We start from the raw sequence: 16,868 nt of genomic DNA, 5'->3' as shown, positions 1-16,868 counted from the left end.
ACATCCGCACCGCCCCAACCTGCATCACCTGCCGCGCCGGCCCGCCGGCAAACCGATCCTCTTTGTAAAAATGCGTTCCGGCTCTATCGAGCCGTCTTACTTGACCTCGCCCGCGAAAGCCTTGCCGAACAGGCCGCCGAAACCGCGCGAGACCCCGGTGTCAACGGTGACGGAAGCGCTCATGCCGGCGCGCAGCGCGAGCTCGGCATTCTTGTCGTCGAGCTGCAGGCGCACGGGAATGCGCTGCGTGACCTTGACCCAGTTGCCGGTGGCATTCTGTGCCGGCAGCAGCGAGAACTGCGCGCCGGTACCGGCTCCGATGGCCTGGACCGTCGCCTCGAAGGTCTTGTCCGGATAGGTGTCGAGCACAACCTCGGCCTTCTGACCCGGCTTCATGCGTGTCAGCTGCGTTTCCTTGAAGTTGGCATCGATCCAGGTGTCGCCGGTCTCGACAAGCGCGAACAGCGGCGTGCCGACGCCGACATACTGGCCAACGCGGAAGGACGCGGCTTTGTAGGCAACACCATCATCGGGCGCCCTTACCGTCGCCTGGGAAAGGTCGAAAGCAGCCTTGTCGCGTGCAGCAAGCGCTGCAAGCACGGTCGGATGCTGGTCGGTGACAATATCGGGATTGCCGTCAAGAGCTGCCTTGGCGCTGTCGATGCCCTGGACCGCGACGGAGAGATCCTGCTTGGCCTTATCAAGGTCATTGCGGGTCTGGTCGAGGGTGGATTGCGGGTTGATGCCCTTCTTCACCAGATCGACGGCACGATCATATTGCGACTGCGCGTAGGTGACTTCGCTCGACGCCGACAATTCCTTGGCCTGGGCCTGCCTGTAGGCGGAACGCAACTGCTCGACACCGAGCCGTGCATTGGCAACCGCAGCATCGGCCTGTGCAAGTGCTATCTTGTAAGGTTCGGGGTCGACGGCGAACAGCACGTCGCCCTTTTTGACCGGCTTGTTGTCGGCGACATTCACTTCGACGATCCGGCCCGGAACATTGGCAGCGATCGAAAGCGTCGCCTGCTGCAGGTTGGCGTTTTCGGTCTCTTCGTAGCGACCACCGGTCACGTAATAATAGCCGCCGGCCGCAACCAGGATGAGCGGCACCGAAACCATCAGGAAGAAGCGAAGGCTGCGGGACTTCTTCTTCTGCGGCACCGCAAGCGTTTCCACCGGAGGCGGCGCTGCTATGGCCGGCTGGGCAGCCGGGGTCGGCTGTTCCATATCGAGCTTGGCAGCATCTTTCTCATCGATCTTGGACACGGCGTTCATTGGGGTGCACTTTCTAAGGTCTTGGCTTCGGTGCCGTCTTCAACGTCTTGGGAGGACGTTATGTTGTTGTTCAGGTTCTCGATGACCCTCTCGAGCCCCTGCATGATGATCTTCTGGTCGGCCTTCGATATGCCGGCGAAAGCTTCTTCGGTGACTTCACCGACAAAACTCTTCACGTAGACAAAGGCTTCCCGCCCGAGCTCGGTCAGAAAAATCGCACGCACGCGACGATCATTGACATCAGCCCGGCGTTCGACCCAGCCGCCCTGCTCCATGCGATCGAGCATGCGTGAAACGCTGATCGGCTCGATTTCGAGAAACTCGGCAATACGGGCCTGGGTCGTGCCTTCTTCCTTCGCGACCCAGAACAGCAGCCGCCACTGGGCGGCGGAAAGATGCGTATCGATCGCCATCTGCTCCAGCCGCTTGCGCAACAGCCGGCCCACTGTGTGGACCAGAAAGCCAAGCGTATGTTCCGTGTTCGAAGTCATGAGCGTGAGATATAATAAGCATGCTTACTATTCAAGCCGGTCACACAAGACGTGATCAGGCAAATTTGCATGACAGCCATGCGCGTACACGAGAACATCCTGACAGAAGGGCATACGCACGACGGCATGGGAAAAGGGCCGAACCTCGCAGCTCGACCCTGACAAATTCTCAAACTGGACTAAGGCCAGGTAGTTCGCTGGCTGAGCTTAGCGCCTTACTCCGCCGCCACCTGCCGCACCTTCGTGGTGAGCCGCAAATCGACCGGGGTCGGGTTGCGAAGAATATCGAGGACAGGACAATGGCGGTCGACGGTTTCCTTGAGCCGGGCGATATCGGCTTCCGGGGCCGGGCTGTCCAAGTGGACCTCGGCGCTGATGCGCTGATAGCCCGGCCGAACCTCCGGGTCGACATTAAAGAAACCGCGCAGGTCGATATCGCCGCTCAACTGCACCGACACGCTGTCGAGCGGAATGCCAAGTGCGTCAGCGTAAAGGCGGTACGTGATCTCCTGGCATGAACCGAGCGCCGCCAGGATGTACTCGACCGGGTTTGGGGCCGTATCCTGACCGGCCAGCGCAGGCGGTTCGTCGACAGCGACACTGAACTGGCGGATCGCCACATTCGAACGGAACCCGTCGGCAAGCTCGGAACGCGCCTGGAAGGCAACCGTAGCCTGGCTGGCGTCGGCGCCAAGTGCACTTTGCGTGTTGTCGAAAACGTCCTTGAAACGGAAAGCCATCACTCATCTCCAGCCCGACTGCATCGAATGTTCGAAGTGTCGCGCTTCAGCTCGAGCGGGAAAAGCAAAGCGATGCCTCGTACGCGGTCGGCGCGGGTACGGTCATGCGCTTGGCTCCCGCAAGAACGGAACAATGTTGCGAACCGGACCGTACGCACTCGATCCGCCTAGAGCTCCAGGTTCCAGATCTGGCCGACCAGTTCCTTGCCAAAGGACGTGTGGCGCTCCTCCTTGGCCAGCTTGAAGCCTGCGTCCTGATAGATGCGTCGCGCGGCAACAAGAATGTCGTTGGTCCACAAGGTCAGCGTCTTGTAGCCTCGCGAGCGGGCGAATGCGATGCATTCATCCACCAGTCGCCTGCCGATGCCAAGTCCGCGCGCGGATGGCTCGACGTAAAGCAGCCTGAGCTTCGCCACGTCGTCGGATTGGTGCACGGCGAAGATCGACCCAACCACCTCTCCATTGCGCTCCGCGACCCAGGCACGCTCTTTCTTCGGGTCATACGCCCTGACGAAACCGACCAGGATTTCGGCAACCAACGCCTCATAGGTTTCGTCCCAGCCATGCTCCTGCGCGTAAAGCAGGCCTTGCCGGTGGGTGATCCAGCCGACATCACCAGTCTGCAGCGGCCGCAGGATATAGGGCACCTTGGGCTCAGTCTCATCACCCAACAGCCGCATGATCGTCATCATCGCCGTCACCAGCGTCTCGCGACGCTCAGCTGGCAGCCGGTCCAGCATCGTGCTGACTTCATTGCTGGAGGCTTCATCCAGGCCGGCGAATGTCCGCCTGCCCGCATCGGTCAGCGCGATTGCCGATTGCCTGGCATCGTCAGCCTGCGCCTGACGCAGCACCAACCCGCGTTCCTCGAACTTCTTGAGCATGCGGCTGAGATAGCCGGCATCGAGCCCAAGCTCACGTCCGAGCTCTGCGGCGCTCTGGCCGTCGCGCTGGGCCAGGTCGAACAGCACCCGCGCCTCGCTCAGTGAAAACGGGCTCTTCAACAGCACCTCCTCCAGCAGGCCGATCTGACGCGTGTAAAAGCGGTTGAAGGCGCGCACGCAGGCAACCTGCTCGTCATTCGGGCTGGAGAAAGCAGACATGGGAACCTCGATGGCATCAGTGGACTGCGTCAACGGAATTGTTGACTTAGTCAAATATATAAATGCTTGAGGCAACCATCAAGCCCTGTCACGGGACTTTTCATGGCGACGGCGTCAACCCACCGGCAAAACCGGCCATTGTTCGATGACATGTCCTTGCGAAAACACTGCGATGGTGCCGAACTGCTGCAGGACGAATTCGGACTGTGTGGGACGCAGAAAGAAAAAATCGTCCGGCTGGAGCATCGCATCGGCTGGCAGTGCCATGAACTGCTGGTTGGAGGACTGACCGAGTGTAGCCTCCTCCCGTGCTCCTTCGGGAAAGGCCGGCTTCGCCATCCACTTGCCGCCATAGATGTAGCAGCCGCGATGTGGAAAACGGCCAAGCATTTGCAGCGCCCGGCCGACGAAAGCCGGGCCCGGCAGTTGCGCTTCCACCACCTTCAACACCGGCGTCGCGATGAACGCCGCCGGCCGGAAGCCGGCAAGGCCAGCGGTATCGAAGTCGCTCGGCAGCACGAATGCCGAACCGATCGACACTTCGTTCGCCTGCGTCCGCGCCCCATGCAGCAGCGCGGTTTTCGAGCCACCGGTGTTCAGGATCTGCCGCTCGCCGGGCCCGAGACAAGCGACGAAAGCCTGGAATGCGGCGACCGATTGCGCCAACGCTTTTTCCGGCCCACCGAACAGGTTCGGAATATGTGGCGCATGCGCCTCGTAGCCCATGATACCTTCGCAGCGCAGCAAGGGATGCTGGCGTACCCGCTGCAGCGCCAGGGACAGCGCCCCCGGTTCAGCAATGCCGCCGCGATGCAGGCCGATATCAACCTCGAAGGCAATGCGCAGCTCACAGCCCAGCGCCTCGGCCATCACCCTATATTGCTCAAGCCGCGCTTCCGTGTCGATCAGCCAGCAGACGCGCCTCCAGTCATCGTCCTTGCGCGCGAGAGCCTGCCGGGCCGCTTCGATCGGCATCGGCTTGCCGAACAGCAGGTCCGCCTTTGGAAAGGCCTTGAGAACGGCCTCGCTGATCGGGAGGTGGAAGGTCATGAACCGCGATGAGCCCAAGGCATCGGCAACGCGCGAAAGCAGTGGCAGGCAAGCCAGCGACTTGTCGACCAGCCGGAGCGCGAGTTCAGGCGCCAGCTTCTGCCGGGTCAGCGAAACATTGCCGTCGAGCCGATCGCGGTCCAGCACAAGGCTGGGCCTGAACAGGCCGGCTTCGCGCAACGCCGCCGTCATGGTCTGAAAATAGCCATCCATCACGTCAACCCGAACAGGTCTGCCATGTAAGGCGAAACGAAACGACCATGCGGGTCGATGTCGCGGCGCACGTCCATCGCATCGTTCCAGCGCGGATAGAGCGCCTGGAAATCCGCAGCCTTCAGGCCGTGCATCTTTCCCCAATGCGGCCGCCCGCCATATTTGCGGAAAATCGGCTCCGCCGCGTGCATGAAGGGCAGCGGATCGCTGGCTGCATCATGATGGATCGCAATCGAGCAGGTCGGCCGCCTGTAGAAGGGGCTCAGCCAGAATTCATCGGCAGCGACAGAACGGACCTCCATCGGGAAATAGACCTCCGGAAAGTGCTTTTCCGTCAGCTCGATGATTTCGGCCAACGCCTTGGGTCCTTCCTCGAAAGGCAGGTGATATTCCATTTCGTTGAAACGGGTGCGGCGGTCGCTGGCATAGACATTGAGCCAATCCTGCACGTAATCCTCCGCCGGCAACCTGGCCATGACGGAGCGGATGATCAATCCGCGTAGCCACGGTGCCCAACGCAGCGCCGTGCGCAGCTTGCGCAGCGTAGCCAGGCCTTCCTCATCTTCTTCCGGCGGTCTTGGGCTGACCGGCTTGTCTGACAGGTCGCTCGCGATGAACTGCGCATGGCCCGAAAAGGGAACATAGTAGAATTCGGCGGACCGGTGCGCGCCCATCATCGGCTCGAACTGCGCCAGCATTTCCTTGATCGGCAGTACCCATTTGCGCCGGTGCAGTCTGTAGGTCGGGATGTTCTTCAACGCGACTTCCGTCAACACTCCGAAGCTTCCGAGCGCCACACCTGTGGCATGGATCATGTCGCGATCCTTCTCCAGCGTCAGTTCGCGCAACTCGCCTCGCCCGTCGATGAACTGTGTCGCCTGGAGCTGCGTGTGATAGGCACCGAGCATGCGGCCCGATCCGTGCGTCGCGGTGCCGAGCGCACCGCCGATTGCCTGCTTGTCGATGTCGCCCATATTGGGCAGACCCTGGCCGACCTCCTGCAGCTGCTGCATCAGCGAACCGAGCCTGGTACCGGCACGAACGCGCGCGACGGCGGCGGCCTTGTCATGCGAAACCAGCCCTTCGAACTTTTCCAGCGACAGCATTGTGCCGTCGGTACTGGCAAGTGGCGTGAAGGAGTGCCCTGCCCCGACGACGCGGAGCGGACCTGGTGCGGTCTTCACCGCCTCGGCGACGCCGTCGAGGCTCTCTGGGGTCGATATCTGCTGCGGAAAGCCTGCGACAAAGCCCGACCAGTTCATCCAGCGCATCGGCTTGATCATAAGCGATCCCCGCTTCAGGCCGCTGCGCGGCGACGCGACAGAGCGACAAACAGACCAAGCAGAACCACGGAGGCAATGACGCTGGCCGCGGCGAATTCCGGCACGGCACGGAAATCGCCTTCGTCGATGAGCAATGAGGCAGCGACCGGCCCGAGTGCCAGCCCGAACAGTTGCGCTGCCGGAACCAGCAGCGCCGCCGTGCGGGTCTCGTCGGAAGTGATGGCCAACCGTATCTGGTAGGGAACGATGAAGAGCAGGATGAAACCCATGGCCAGCGCGGCTGCCCAGAAGGTGGTCAAGGCCGGACCACTGGCCAGAACCGTGCAGGCAAGCACGGCAACCACCCCGACACTCACGATAGCGAGCCGATAGTCGATGCGCGCCTCGAAGACGGTTGCCGTCATCGCACCGAGTATCTGCGCGGCGAGACTGGCCGAGACGATCAGACCGACCGTGCGGCCGTCGATGCCATATTGTGCGCCGAGCGGCTCCAGGAAGGCCCACACCGAACCGAAGAACATGAAGTAGCAGAAGATGGAAAGCAGCGCGGTGATGGCGCCAGGCGTCAGCACATTCGAGAAACGCTCGTCTTTTGGAAGGTCCGCATAGTCATCCGGCACCGCACGGGCAACCGCGAGTGAGAGCACGCAGACCACAGCCAGCGTGACGAACCCGCCGCCTGCACCAGAGGCCGGGATCACGGCGAGTGCCAGCAACAGCGCCAGAACGCATTGGGCCAGGGTCTGCAGCGACACGAAATAACCGCCGATGCGCTCCGCTCTGCGCGAGCGCGCGATCAGTTCGGTCGCCACCGCCACCAGGCCGCCTTCGGCCAAGCCAGCCAAGGCGCGAGCAGCAATCAGCGTGTTCGCGCTCGCAGCATAGGCTGTCCACACATTGGCCAGCGCCAGGAGCAAGAGCAGGATCGTGCTCTTCCCGCGCATGTTGCGCGCCGGGAGCGCCATTGCCACGACAGCCGAGCCGATACCGATGGTGATCAGCTCCGCGGTTGCCACCAGGGCCAGCTCATCGCCGCTGACATGGCCTTGCGTGAAGAGCGCGCCGAGCAGAACCGGCTGCAGCCCGAGAACAAGCAGGCCAACCGAACCGATCCACAAAGCTGCGGCGAGCTGCCGTTGTGTCGGATTGCCAACGAGCCAGTCTCCGTCTGCAGCATGCGCGGAATTCGTCGAGTCCACAGGCGCCTCCCAACGTCCGTTGCCTCAAGCCAAAAGCTGACAATCAATCAGCATCTTGAAAACTGATACATAATCATCTTTCTTGTCAATGCGGATTTGGTGACGAGGATCCATCAGAGTGTGGACAGCCGGCTCATGAAACAGCCCAAGCCTACAGCCGCCGGGTCGCAGTTGCGGCGCCGGCCGAAGCAGGAGCGCAGCCGCGAGCGCATCGATGCCATCCTGGCCACCGCCAAGCGGCTGATCGGCGAAAAAGGTATCGACGCCGTCACCATGAAAGAAGTCGGCGCGCTGGCGGGCGGCCCGATTGCCACCGTCTATCACTATTTCCCGAACAAATCGGCGATCCTGGCCACGCTTTACGAACGCTTCTCGGAGGTCACGCGCACGCGACAGCGGGATATCGCTGCCGGCATCGACGGGCTGGAAAGCATGATCGCGGCTTCAGACAGGATGCTCGACGACTACTACGAACGCGTCGCTGGCGATCCCGCCATCCTGGATCTGCAGCATGCCATCCAGGCCGACAAGGCACTGCAGAATCTCGACATCGCCGAAACACATCACCAGGCGAACATCTTCTGCGACAAGGTCTTCCATCTGTTGAAAGCACAGCGGCAGGAGGAATTCAGGCGCATGGTGTTCCTGTTCTTCCAGCTCGCCGGTGGCGTCGTGCGATTGGCGCTGACACAGGATGGAATGCAGGGACAACGCACGATCGACGATTACAAATCGATCATTCACGGCCAGTTGCGCGCATTTTTCGACTAGATCAGGCCGTGGCCACGACGATGTGGGCCTGGATCTTGGCGGCAACCTCACCCTGCCCATGCCTTTCCGCAATCACCCTTGCGACATGGTCGGTGGCAGCGTCCAGTTTTCCTGCATCCCTGGCCTCGATTTCCGTGCGCAGCACGGTTCCCTTGCAATAGGCGACGGCGGGAAGCAGCGGCGAGGATGCACGGCTCTGCTCCGCCCTTGTATCGATTTCGACGCGAGAGAACCCCGCGCGCTCCACGTCACGGCGGATCTGTTCCTTGTCGTGATAGCCGTGTGGCGTGCGTGCCAGGAAACGCGGTGGGTCGTCTGGAAAAACTTGGGCGAGAGCGTTCGTCACATCATTCGCAAGAACATTCTCCTCGATGCGATCCCATACGCTGAACAGGAAATGCCCACCGGGCCTCAGCACGCGTTTTGCCTCGCGATAGGCCGCGACGCGGTCTGGGAAGAACATCGCCCCGAATTGACAGCAAACGAGATCGAAGGCGGCATCCGCGAAAGGCAACGCCAGGGCGTCTGCCTGCAGCCAGGTGACACGGCTGTCTGGCCCTTGCCTCGAGGCAGCGTAGTCCAGCATCGGCTGGTTGAGATCGGTCACCACATATCTGGCGTCAGGAGACAATTGTGGCGCCAGCGCGCGGGTGACCGCTCCGGTGCCAGCAGCGATTTCCAAAACAGCGCCGGGCGAGAGGGAAACAATGCGTCGTGCGAGATCCACGGCATATGGCTCAAAAATCAACGGCACCATGTGGCGATCATAGTTTTCCGGTATTGAGCCCGCGAAGACCTGGTCCGCATTAGGCATGGCCATCACCCGCCGTTCATGGATGGCGTGAGATTAGCATATTTTGCTCATGCTGGATCGGTGTGGCCGGCGAGCATGCTGCAGGGACGACTGCAGCCGGGACAAAACACCGATTTCATGCGGCCAGATGCCGCGCCGCACCTTGACTCTCATGATGGGCGGGATTATCTCACCGCCACGTTAGCACTCACCCACAGAGAGTGCTAACCGAAGGTCCGGCAGGGCCGGACGGAGGAAATTCTTTCTCACCTTTCGCACCGAGGAAATCAAATGGCAAAGTCGAAGTTCCGCCCGCTTCATGACCGCGTGGTCGTTCGCCGGGTTGAATCCGAAGAAAAGACGGCTGGCGGGATCATCATCCCCGACACCGCCAAGGAAAAGCCGCAGGAAGGCGAAGTCATCGCCGTCGGCTCGGGCGCTCGTGACGAGGCCGGCAAGCTGGTTCCGCTGGATGTCAAGGCCGGCGACCGCGTCCTGTTCGGAAAGTGGTCGGGCACCGAAGTGAAGCTCAATGGCGAAGACCTTCTGATCATGAAGGAATCCGACATCATGGGCATCATCGGCTGATCACCGGCGTCTCATCCGCACCATCCAATCTTGATTTCGGGCGCTTAAGCCCAGGAGTAAAAAATGGCTGCTAAAGAAGTAAAATTCTCCCGTGATGCCCGCGAGCGCATGCTGCGCGGCGTCAACATCCTCGCCGACGCGGTGAAGGTCACCCTCGGTCCGAAGGGCCGCAACGTCGTCATCGACAAGTCGTTCGGCGCTCCGCGCATCACCAAGGACGGCGTCACCGTCGCCAAGGAAATCGAACTTGAGGACAAGTTCGAGAACATGGGCGCCCAGATGGTCCGCGAAGTCGCTTCGAAGACCAACGACATCGCCGGCGACGGCACCACGACCGCGACCGTTCTCGCCCAGGCGATCGTGCAGGAAGGCGCCAAGTCGGTTGCCGCCGGCATGAACCCGATGGACCTGAAGCGCGGTATCGACCTCGCCGTGGTTGAAGTCGTTGCCGCCCTCGGCAAGGCTTCGAAGAAGATCAAGACCTCCGAGGAAGTCGCGCAGGTCGGCACCATCTCGGCCAACGGCGACGAGTCGGTCGGCAAGATGATCGCCGAAGCGATGCAGAAGGTCGGCAACGAAGGTGTCATCACCGTTGAGGAAGCCAAGACCGCCGAGACCGAGCTGGAAGTCGTCGAAGGCATGCAGTTCGACCGCGGCTACCTGTCGCCGTACTTCATCACCAACCCGGACAAGATGATCGCCGAGCTCGAGGACGCCTACATCCTCCTGCACGAGAAGAAGCTGTCCAACCTTCAGGCCATGCTCCCGGTTCTCGAGGCCGTCGTGCAGACCTCCAAGCCGCTCCTCATCATCTCGGAAGACGTCGAAGGCGAGGCCCTGGCCACGCTGGTCGTCAACAAGCTGCGTGGCGGCCTGAAGATCGCTGCCGTCAAGGCTCCGGGCTTCGGCGATCGCCGCAAGGCCATGCTGGAAGACATCGCCATCCTCACCGGTGGCCAGGTCATCTCGGAAGACCTCGGCATCAAGCTCGAAAGCGTGACGCTCAACATGCTCGGCCGGGCCAAGAAGGTGCGTATCGAGAAGGAGAACACCACGATCGTCGACGGCGCCGGCAAGAAGGCCGAGATCCAGGGCCGCGTTGCCCAGATCAAGCAGCAGATCGAAGAGACCACCTCGGACTACGACCGTGAGAAGCTCCAGGAGCGTCTCGCCAAGCTGGCTGGCGGCGTTGCCGTCATCCGCGTCGGCGGTGCGACCGAAGTGGAAGTGAAGGAAAAGAAGGACCGCGTCGACGACGCCCTGAACGCCACCCGCGCTGCGGTGGAAGAAGGCATCGTTGCGGGCGGCGGCGTCGCCCTGCTGCGCGCCACCCAGGCCATCAAGTCGGCCGGCATCAACGCCGACCAGGCTGCTGGCATCGCGATCGTCCGTCGCGCCCTTCAGGCTCCGATCCGTCAGATCGCCTCGAATGCAGGCGCTGAAGCTTCGATCGTCGCCGGCAAGGTGCTCGAGAACAAGGGCGCGACCTACGGCTACAATGCCCAGACCGGCGAATACGGCGACATGATCGCTTTCGGTATCGTCGATCCGGTCAAGGTTGTCCGCACCGCTCTGCAGGACGCCGCTTCGGTTGCCGGCCTGCTGGTCACCACCGAGGCCATGATCGCCGAAGCTCCGAAGAAGGACGCTCCGGCTCCGGCCATGCCTGGCGGCATGGGCGGCATGGGCGGCATGGATTTCTAAGAAAATCCATAAAGCACGCCCATGAGCTGACAATGCTCAAGCCCGCAAGCGGGCTTGAGTGGCGGCATGGATTTCTAAGAAAATCCATAAAGCACGCCCATGAGCTGACAATACTCAAGCCCGCAAGCGGGCTTGAGTGGCGGCATGGACTTCTAAGCCCAGCCAAACGGCTCAAGCCTACGAAGGGCGGCAGAAATGCCGCCCTTTTTCTTTGAGAAAGTCGTTTTCTGCTGCTGATTGTGGCACTACCGGCATCGGAACAGTTTTCACGATCTGCCGGTAAGTGCCGGCAATGATATGGTTTTTTAACGAAGTCCGTCTACGGCTACCCTTCTCAGGCAATATCCGGGAAAGGGCGGCAGAAATGTCGCCCTTTCTTCTTTTGCGAGGGTCAGCACGCATCGGGGATAGCCATGTCGGACACATCCGAGATCACGGTCGAGATTGATGCGACGCTGGTACGTCGGCTGATCGACGCGCAGTTTCCTCGCTGGGCAAATCTGCCTGTCCGCAAGGTCGAGCCCGGCGGTTGGGACAACCGCACCTTCCTTCTGGGCGATGGGATGAGCGTGCGCCTGCCGAGCGCCGCCGGCTATGCCGCGCAGGTGATCAGGGAACAGCATTGGCTCCCCAGGCTGGCGCCACATCTGCCCTTGCCGATCCCCACACCGCTCGCCCTCGGCGAGCCTGGCGAAGGCTACCCCTGGCCGTGGTCCATATATGGCTGGCTGGAAGGAGAGACGGCGACGGACGGGCGCATCGGCAACGTCGACGAATTTGCCGTCGACCTGGCCGGCTTCCTGACGGCACTTCACCGGATCGATGCCATCGACGGACCGCCAGCCGGACCGCAGAACTATTTCCGGGGTGGCTCACTCACCGTCTATGACGACCAGACGAGAGAGGCCCTTCGCCTGCTTGACGGGCGGATCGACACGAAGACGGCGCGTGCGCTCTGGGAAGAAGCCCTCCCAACGCAATGGAGGCATGCGCCGGTCTGGGTGCATGGCGATATTGCGTGGGGCAACCTGCTGGTAAAGGACGGCAAGCTCTGCGCCGTCATCGACTTCGGCAGTTCAGCGGTTGGCGATCCGGCCTGCGATCTGGCAATCGCCTGGACGCTATTTGATAACGGAAGCCGCAACGCCTTCCGCCAGGCCCTGTCACTCGATACCGACACCTGGGCACGCGGCCGCGCCTGGACCTTGTGGAAGGCGATGATCACGGTCTCAGGTCAGATCAGCCGAAGCGCCGAAGAGATCCGTCTGTCGGAACAGGTCATCGATGCCGTACTGGCGGATCATCGAGCCGGGAGCTGAGCCGCCGGGATCGGGAAGACGACGACCGCGGCAATGCCCGGATTGCGCGGCTGCATCGAAACGCTGGCGCCGTGCAGGTCGGCGATTGCCTTGACCAGGCTCAGCCCCAGGCCGGTTCCAGGTGTCGAGCGACTCTTGTCCAGCCGGTAAAGGCGCCGAAAAACCTTCTCCTGCTCTTCGCTGGGGATGCCAGGGCCATCGTCCCGCACCTCGGCGACAAGGCCATCCGCCCGCCGGCTCGCTGAAATTTCGATCCGCGTTCCATCCGGGGTGTGGCGGATAGCGTTCTCGATCAGGTTGGCGAAAAGCTGCGTCAGCAGCTCACGGTCGCCGGTGATCATATCGCCAGCCTTGCAACTCCCGACGAGCAGCGCCTTGCCGTCGTCCTTGGCGACCTCCGCGTAGATATCCGCAACCGATGCCACCACCTCTGCGAGGTCGAGCTGCATGAAACGCGCCTTGCGTGCGCCGGCCTCGATCTGAGCGATACGCAGCAGCGCATCGAACGTCTCGTTGATCTGTGAACTTTCCGCGCGTGCCTCGGCGAGATCCAGCGAAACATCCGCGCGCCTGCCGGCCTTGTCGGCGGCGCTGTCGAGGATCATGTGCAGGCGATTGAGCGGTGTTTTCAGATCATGGGCGATATCGCTGCTGACCTGCCGCATGCCTTCGACCAGCGACCCGAGGCGATCGAGCGCGGCATTGATCTGGATCGAGACACCATCGATGTCGTCGTCGCGGCCGAGCTGCGGAATACGAGCCTCGAGCTTGCCTTGCGAGACGGCCACCATCGTATCGCCAATCGCATCCAGCCGACGCTGCACGCGCGACGCCAGGAATGCGCCACCGGCAATGGCAAGACCGGCGACAATCGCGGCGGCCCAGACAAAGCTAGCCAGAAGCAGGCTTTCCAGCTCTTCCGTTTCCTTGAAACTCTGTGCAACGGTGAGATTGGTCGAGCCGACCTTGCCCGAATAGGCCCTGTATGGCGCCGTCTCAGGGAAACCGGGAGTGCCTTCCGGCACGATGGCGAACCCCTCGGGCAGGTCGATCGCCGAAAGGTTGCCGGCCAGGCTCTCGCCTTGGGCGCCGGTCAACGAGATCAGCTGGTCATTGCCGGCATTGCCGACGGCGTGGCTGTTCACAGCGATGATGAGGTCGTCGACGTCGCTCTCGGCATAGGTCGTCGCGATCATCGAATAGGCTTGCCGGACGGAATCATCGAGACGCCGATCAAGGTTCGCGCTCATGGTCTGGTAGACGATGCCGCCCGTCAGCAGGAAAGCGAGAATAACGAAGGCCGAGAAGGCCAGTGCCAGCCGGAATGGCGTCGAACGAAGCAGGCTTTCAGCGGGACGCATAGAGGCTGTAGCCGGTGTTCCGGACGGTATGGAGCAGCGGCACCGTGAAGGGGCGGTCGATCTTGGCGCGCAGACGGCTGACATGGGTTTCGACCACGCTGGTCTTGGGATCGAAATGAAAATCCCAGACCCTCTCCAAAAGCATGGTGCGCGTGATCACCCTGCCCTCGCCGCGCATCAGTACCTCCAGGAGCCGGAACTCGCGCGGCTGCAGCTCGATGGGCTGTCCCTGCCGCGCCACATGACGCTTGACCAGGTCCATCTCGAGGTCCGCCACCTTGAGCACGGTCTTCTGCTCCTGCACTGGCGGACGGCGACCAAGCGCCTGCAAGCGCGCCAGAAGCTCCGAAAAGGCGAAGGGTTTGACCAGATAGTCGTCTGCACCCGCTTGCAGTCCCTCGACCCGATCATCCACCCCTCCTACCGAGGTCAGGAAAATCACCGGCGTCATGACGCCCGCGGCGCGCAGCGATTTCACGACGGAAAGCCCGTCGAGCCCCGGCGTCATGCGGTCGACGACGAAGACATCATAGGCTTCGCGGGTTGCCTGAAACAGCGCGTCACGGCCGTCGGCCAGATGGTCACAGATATGCCCGGCCTCGTTCAGCCCCTTGGCGACGAAGGCGGCCGTTTTCTTGTCGTCCTCCAACATAAGGATGCGCATGCGTTCGGATCCGGTTTGCAAAGCCTCGGCTGGTCGCGATCCGGCATGCGAATGAGCCATCACCGCGCAGCCAAAGGCGCGACGATGAGGTGGCAGGGCTTTATGATAAAATGATGGAGCGCTGCGGTCCTTACTATGGCAAGGCAGCCTGCCTGTTTCATTAAAAGCCCCGTGCGCGGCCACTGCTCGCCAGGGAAGCGGGCTGGCTCGGGGAACGGTAGTGGCTGTGCCTCGCCACTGTCTGTCCGTCACCTTACGGATCGGTAAGATTTCGTACTTTCTGCGGCGCGAACGTCATCGCTCCTGATCGGTCGGACGAATCAGGATCTCGTTGACGTTGACGCGAGGCGGCTGCGTCACGGCATAGAGCACGGCTGCGGCAATGTCTTCCGACCGCAACGGCTCCATCGCCGCCCGGCGCTGCTCGAGATTGGCCTTCATGCCGGGATTGGTGATGTGGTCGCCGAGTTCGGTTTCGACCATGCCCGGCTCAATCACCGTTACCCGCACCTTGTCGGCATAGACCTCCCGGCGCAATGCCTCCGAGAAGGCGACGACGCCGAACTTCGTCGCAGCATAGGCCGCAGCCCCCGGATTGGCGATGCGGCCTGCCACTGAGGATACGTTGACGATATGGCCCCTGCTCTCCTTGAGATGTGGCAGCGCCGCACGTGTGAGTTCCATCAGTGCCACCAGATTGACTTCGACCATCTGCCGCCAATCTTCCGGCCTCGCCTCGGACACCGGCGCCAAAAGCATGACGCCGGCATTGTTGACGATGATGTCCAGCCGTTTGCCATGCGCCAGCACGTCGGTGATCAGGCCTTGCGCGCTGTCAGGCCGCGCAACATCCGCCTCGATTGCAAAGACCCTGCCACCGGCCTTCTCGATTCGTTCGGAGAGCGCCTTCAGACGATCGGCGCGACGGGCAACGATCGCCACCACGGCGCCAGCCGTTGCGAGCGCCAGCGCCGTGGCCTCACCGATGCCGGAAGAGGCACCGGTAACCAAAGCCACCTTGCCCGCGAGCGGACGCGCGGAAACCGTAGTCGTCATGTTCTTGCTCCTGGAGATGCCCTCGCATCATCGCGCTATCTAGAGCGCCAGCCTTGGCTGGACAGGGTGGGTGTCAGCTTTTCCAGCAGCGCGCCAACGCGTTTGTGAACACCACATTGCCGGCATCATCGATTGCTTCACCGAGCGCCACGTCCATGCCGGCATCAGTGATCCTCACCAGCGCGAAGCCGCCCATGAAGCTGGCCTTCGGCTTGACGATATCCAGCCCGTCCCGCTGATAGATCATTGGCGTTTCGTGCTGATGACCATGAAAGACCGCCACGACATTGTAGCCATCGAGCACCGCCAGCAATGCTTCACGATCCTCATTGGTCCACCAATGTGGCGCGCCGGGGCCTTCGTCATCGAAGGTGGATCTCTGCGGGTCCCAACGCTCGAGAGAGAAACTGTCCCAGCCATAATGCTGGAATAGCACCACGGGTCGTCTGTCCGCCGCGTTGGCTGCAAGGTTGCGTTTCAGCCATGGCAGGCTGCTTTCGGCGCCAAACGCCTTATCGCCCCCGAAACGATGCAATTGCACCAGATGCAATCCGCCCCAATCCCAGGAATAGCAATCGGAGGCGACGTCATAGTCGGCCACCGGCACCGGTGGCTTGAAGAACACGCCGGCACGATGATTGACCTCGACATAATCGCGCAGTTCGCGCCGGTACCAGTCGGCATGCGGTGGCGGCCCGTTCTGGTCCAGATCGTGATTGCCAAGACCGACATAGACGGGCACGTGCACGCGATCCGGCCCGATCCCCTGCTGGTAGCGCTGGCTGAACTGGAGCAGTTGGGTGCCTTCGCTCGGTTGCGTCACCTGACCGCCGCCATCATCGGTCATGTCGCCACCAACCACGACCCCAAGTGGCGTACCGATCTGGCCGCCGGCGGAGTGCAGAGCAGATGCAACACCATTGATCTCGACTGGCCAAAGCTTGTCGCCGATGCCGTTCAACGCCGCGATATGGCGCAGCAGCGCCGCATCGGTCTTGCCCTCCTGCAGGCAATTGGGGCTCAGTCCGCTCGCCATTCGGCAGGCATGGATGTCGGCGATGAACAGGAACGTGGCATCGACCGGCAGCACTCCGGCAGTCGACTGACCACGGACAGGGCCGGGCGCGATCAGATTTGCACCCGCAGCTCCGATACCGGCAAGCAGTGCGCGTCGCGAAATGAGGAATGGAAACTGACCGGCCATGACGGTCACTTCAGCATGCCGCCCACGCCCTCGTCCAGCTCGGGCACCGGG

At 62.0% G+C, this 16,868-nt stretch carries 16 protein-coding genes; 4 read left to right on the top strand and 12 right to left on the bottom strand.

Features of this window, described 5'->3' with window-relative positions:
• Positions 1-96 precede the first annotated feature (96 nt).
• The 7 genes from ACFJIU_RS09530 to ACFJIU_RS09500 all read right to left on the bottom strand — a co-directional run bounded on the left by ACFJIU_RS09530 (position 97) and on the right by ACFJIU_RS09500 (position 7,357).
• On the bottom strand, positions 97-1,278 hold the full coding sequence (locus tag ACFJIU_RS09530; RefSeq protein ID WP_379070419.1) for an efflux RND transporter periplasmic adaptor subunit: 1,182 nt from the start codon (positions 1,276-1,278) through the stop codon (positions 97-99).
• Positions 1,275-1,712, bottom strand: coding sequence for a MarR family winged helix-turn-helix transcriptional regulator (locus ACFJIU_RS09525; protein WP_379070416.1), 438 nt, complete (start codon positions 1,710-1,712; stop codon positions 1,275-1,277). Before ACFJIU_RS09525 ends, ACFJIU_RS09530 begins: the two co-directional genes overlap by 4 nt.
• Positions 1,713-1,984: 272 nt before the next feature.
• Entirely contained in the window at positions 1,985-2,509 is a 525-nt protein-coding gene (locus tag ACFJIU_RS09520) for an OsmC family protein (RefSeq protein ID WP_379070413.1), read from the bottom strand.
• A 167-nt stretch (positions 2,510-2,676) separates the two neighbouring features.
• Positions 2,677-3,612, bottom strand: coding sequence for a GNAT family N-acetyltransferase (locus ACFJIU_RS09515; RefSeq protein ID WP_379070410.1), 936 nt, complete (start codon positions 3,610-3,612; stop codon positions 2,677-2,679).
• A 114-nt stretch (positions 3,613-3,726) separates the two neighbouring features.
• Positions 3,727-4,875, bottom strand: a complete 1,149-nt coding sequence (locus ACFJIU_RS09510) for an alanine racemase (RefSeq protein WP_379070407.1) — start codon at positions 4,873-4,875, stop codon at positions 3,727-3,729.
• Positions 4,875-6,158 (bottom strand): D-arabinono-1,4-lactone oxidase, encoded by a 1,284-nt coding sequence (locus ACFJIU_RS09505; RefSeq protein WP_379070404.1) that lies wholly within the window; start codon positions 6,156-6,158, stop codon positions 4,875-4,877. The genes ACFJIU_RS09510 and ACFJIU_RS09505 overlap by 1 nt, the downstream gene beginning before the upstream one ends.
• A gap of 14 nt (positions 6,159-6,172) precedes the next feature.
• Complete coding sequence (locus ACFJIU_RS09500) at positions 6,173-7,357, bottom strand: MFS transporter (RefSeq protein ID WP_379070401.1); 1,185 nt, start codon at positions 7,355-7,357, stop codon at positions 6,173-6,175.
• A 135-nt stretch (positions 7,358-7,492) separates the two neighbouring features.
• Here ACFJIU_RS09500 and ACFJIU_RS09495 point away from each other — a divergent pair, with 135 nt between their 5' ends.
• Positions 7,493-8,128, top strand: a complete 636-nt coding sequence (locus ACFJIU_RS09495) for a TetR/AcrR family transcriptional regulator (RefSeq protein WP_379070398.1) — start codon at positions 7,493-7,495, stop codon at positions 8,126-8,128.
• 1 nt (position 8,129) lies between these two features.
• Here the strand turns inward: ACFJIU_RS09495 and ACFJIU_RS09490 are convergent, their stop codons facing one another.
• Entirely contained in the window at positions 8,130-8,942 is an 813-nt protein-coding gene (locus tag ACFJIU_RS09490; RefSeq protein ID WP_379070395.1) for a class I SAM-dependent methyltransferase, read from the bottom strand.
• A gap of 270 nt (positions 8,943-9,212) precedes the next feature.
• Between ACFJIU_RS09490 and groES the strand changes: the two genes are divergently transcribed.
• The 3 genes from groES (at position 9,213) to ACFJIU_RS09475 (ending at position 12,532) form a co-directional block, all read left to right on the top strand.
• Positions 9,213-9,509 carry a co-chaperone GroES gene (gene groES / locus ACFJIU_RS09485; RefSeq protein ID WP_019173599.1) on the top strand — a complete coding sequence of 99 codons (297 nt, stop codon included), beginning with the start codon at positions 9,213-9,215 and terminating at the stop codon, positions 9,507-9,509.
• A gap of 63 nt (positions 9,510-9,572) precedes the next feature.
• A complete protein-coding gene (gene groL / locus ACFJIU_RS09480; RefSeq protein ID WP_129414757.1) occupies positions 9,573-11,213 on the top strand; it encodes a chaperonin GroEL in 1,641 nt (546 codons plus the stop codon).
• A gap of 413 nt (positions 11,214-11,626) precedes the next feature.
• The gene (locus ACFJIU_RS09475) at positions 11,627-12,532 is read left to right on the top strand and encodes an aminoglycoside phosphotransferase family protein (RefSeq protein ID WP_379070390.1); all 906 of its coding nucleotides are present in this window, start codon (positions 11,627-11,629) and stop codon (positions 12,530-12,532) included.
• Here ACFJIU_RS09475 and ACFJIU_RS09470 read toward each other — a convergent pair.
• The 4 genes from ACFJIU_RS09470 to ACFJIU_RS09455 form a co-directional block, all read right to left on the bottom strand.
• Entirely contained in the window at positions 12,514-13,893 is a 1,380-nt protein-coding gene (locus ACFJIU_RS09470; protein ID WP_379070387.1) for an ATP-binding protein, read from the bottom strand. The genes ACFJIU_RS09475 and ACFJIU_RS09470 overlap by 19 nt on opposite strands.
• Positions 13,880-14,557 (bottom strand): winged helix-turn-helix domain-containing protein, encoded by a 678-nt coding sequence (locus ACFJIU_RS09465; protein ID WP_379070384.1) that lies wholly within the window; start codon positions 14,555-14,557, stop codon positions 13,880-13,882. Before ACFJIU_RS09465 ends, ACFJIU_RS09470 begins: the two co-directional genes overlap by 14 nt.
• A 294-nt stretch (positions 14,558-14,851) precedes the next feature.
• A complete protein-coding gene (locus ACFJIU_RS09460; RefSeq protein ID WP_379070381.1) occupies positions 14,852-15,613 on the bottom strand; it encodes an SDR family NAD(P)-dependent oxidoreductase in 762 nt (253 codons plus the stop codon).
• Between the two features lie 73 nt (positions 15,614-15,686).
• Positions 15,687-16,817 carry a metallophosphoesterase gene (locus ACFJIU_RS09455; protein WP_379070378.1) on the bottom strand — a complete coding sequence of 377 codons (1,131 nt, stop codon included), beginning with the start codon at positions 16,815-16,817 and terminating at the stop codon, positions 15,687-15,689.
• Positions 16,818-16,868 lie beyond the last annotated feature (51 nt).

Origin of the sequence: Mesorhizobium sp. UC74_2 (assembly GCF_042701485.1) — a bacterium.
Lineage (GTDB): Bacteria > Pseudomonadota > Alphaproteobacteria > Rhizobiales > Rhizobiaceae > Mesorhizobium.
The sequence above is the reverse complement of the archived record's forward strand: the minus strand, read 5'-3'. Positions and strand labels throughout refer to the sequence as shown.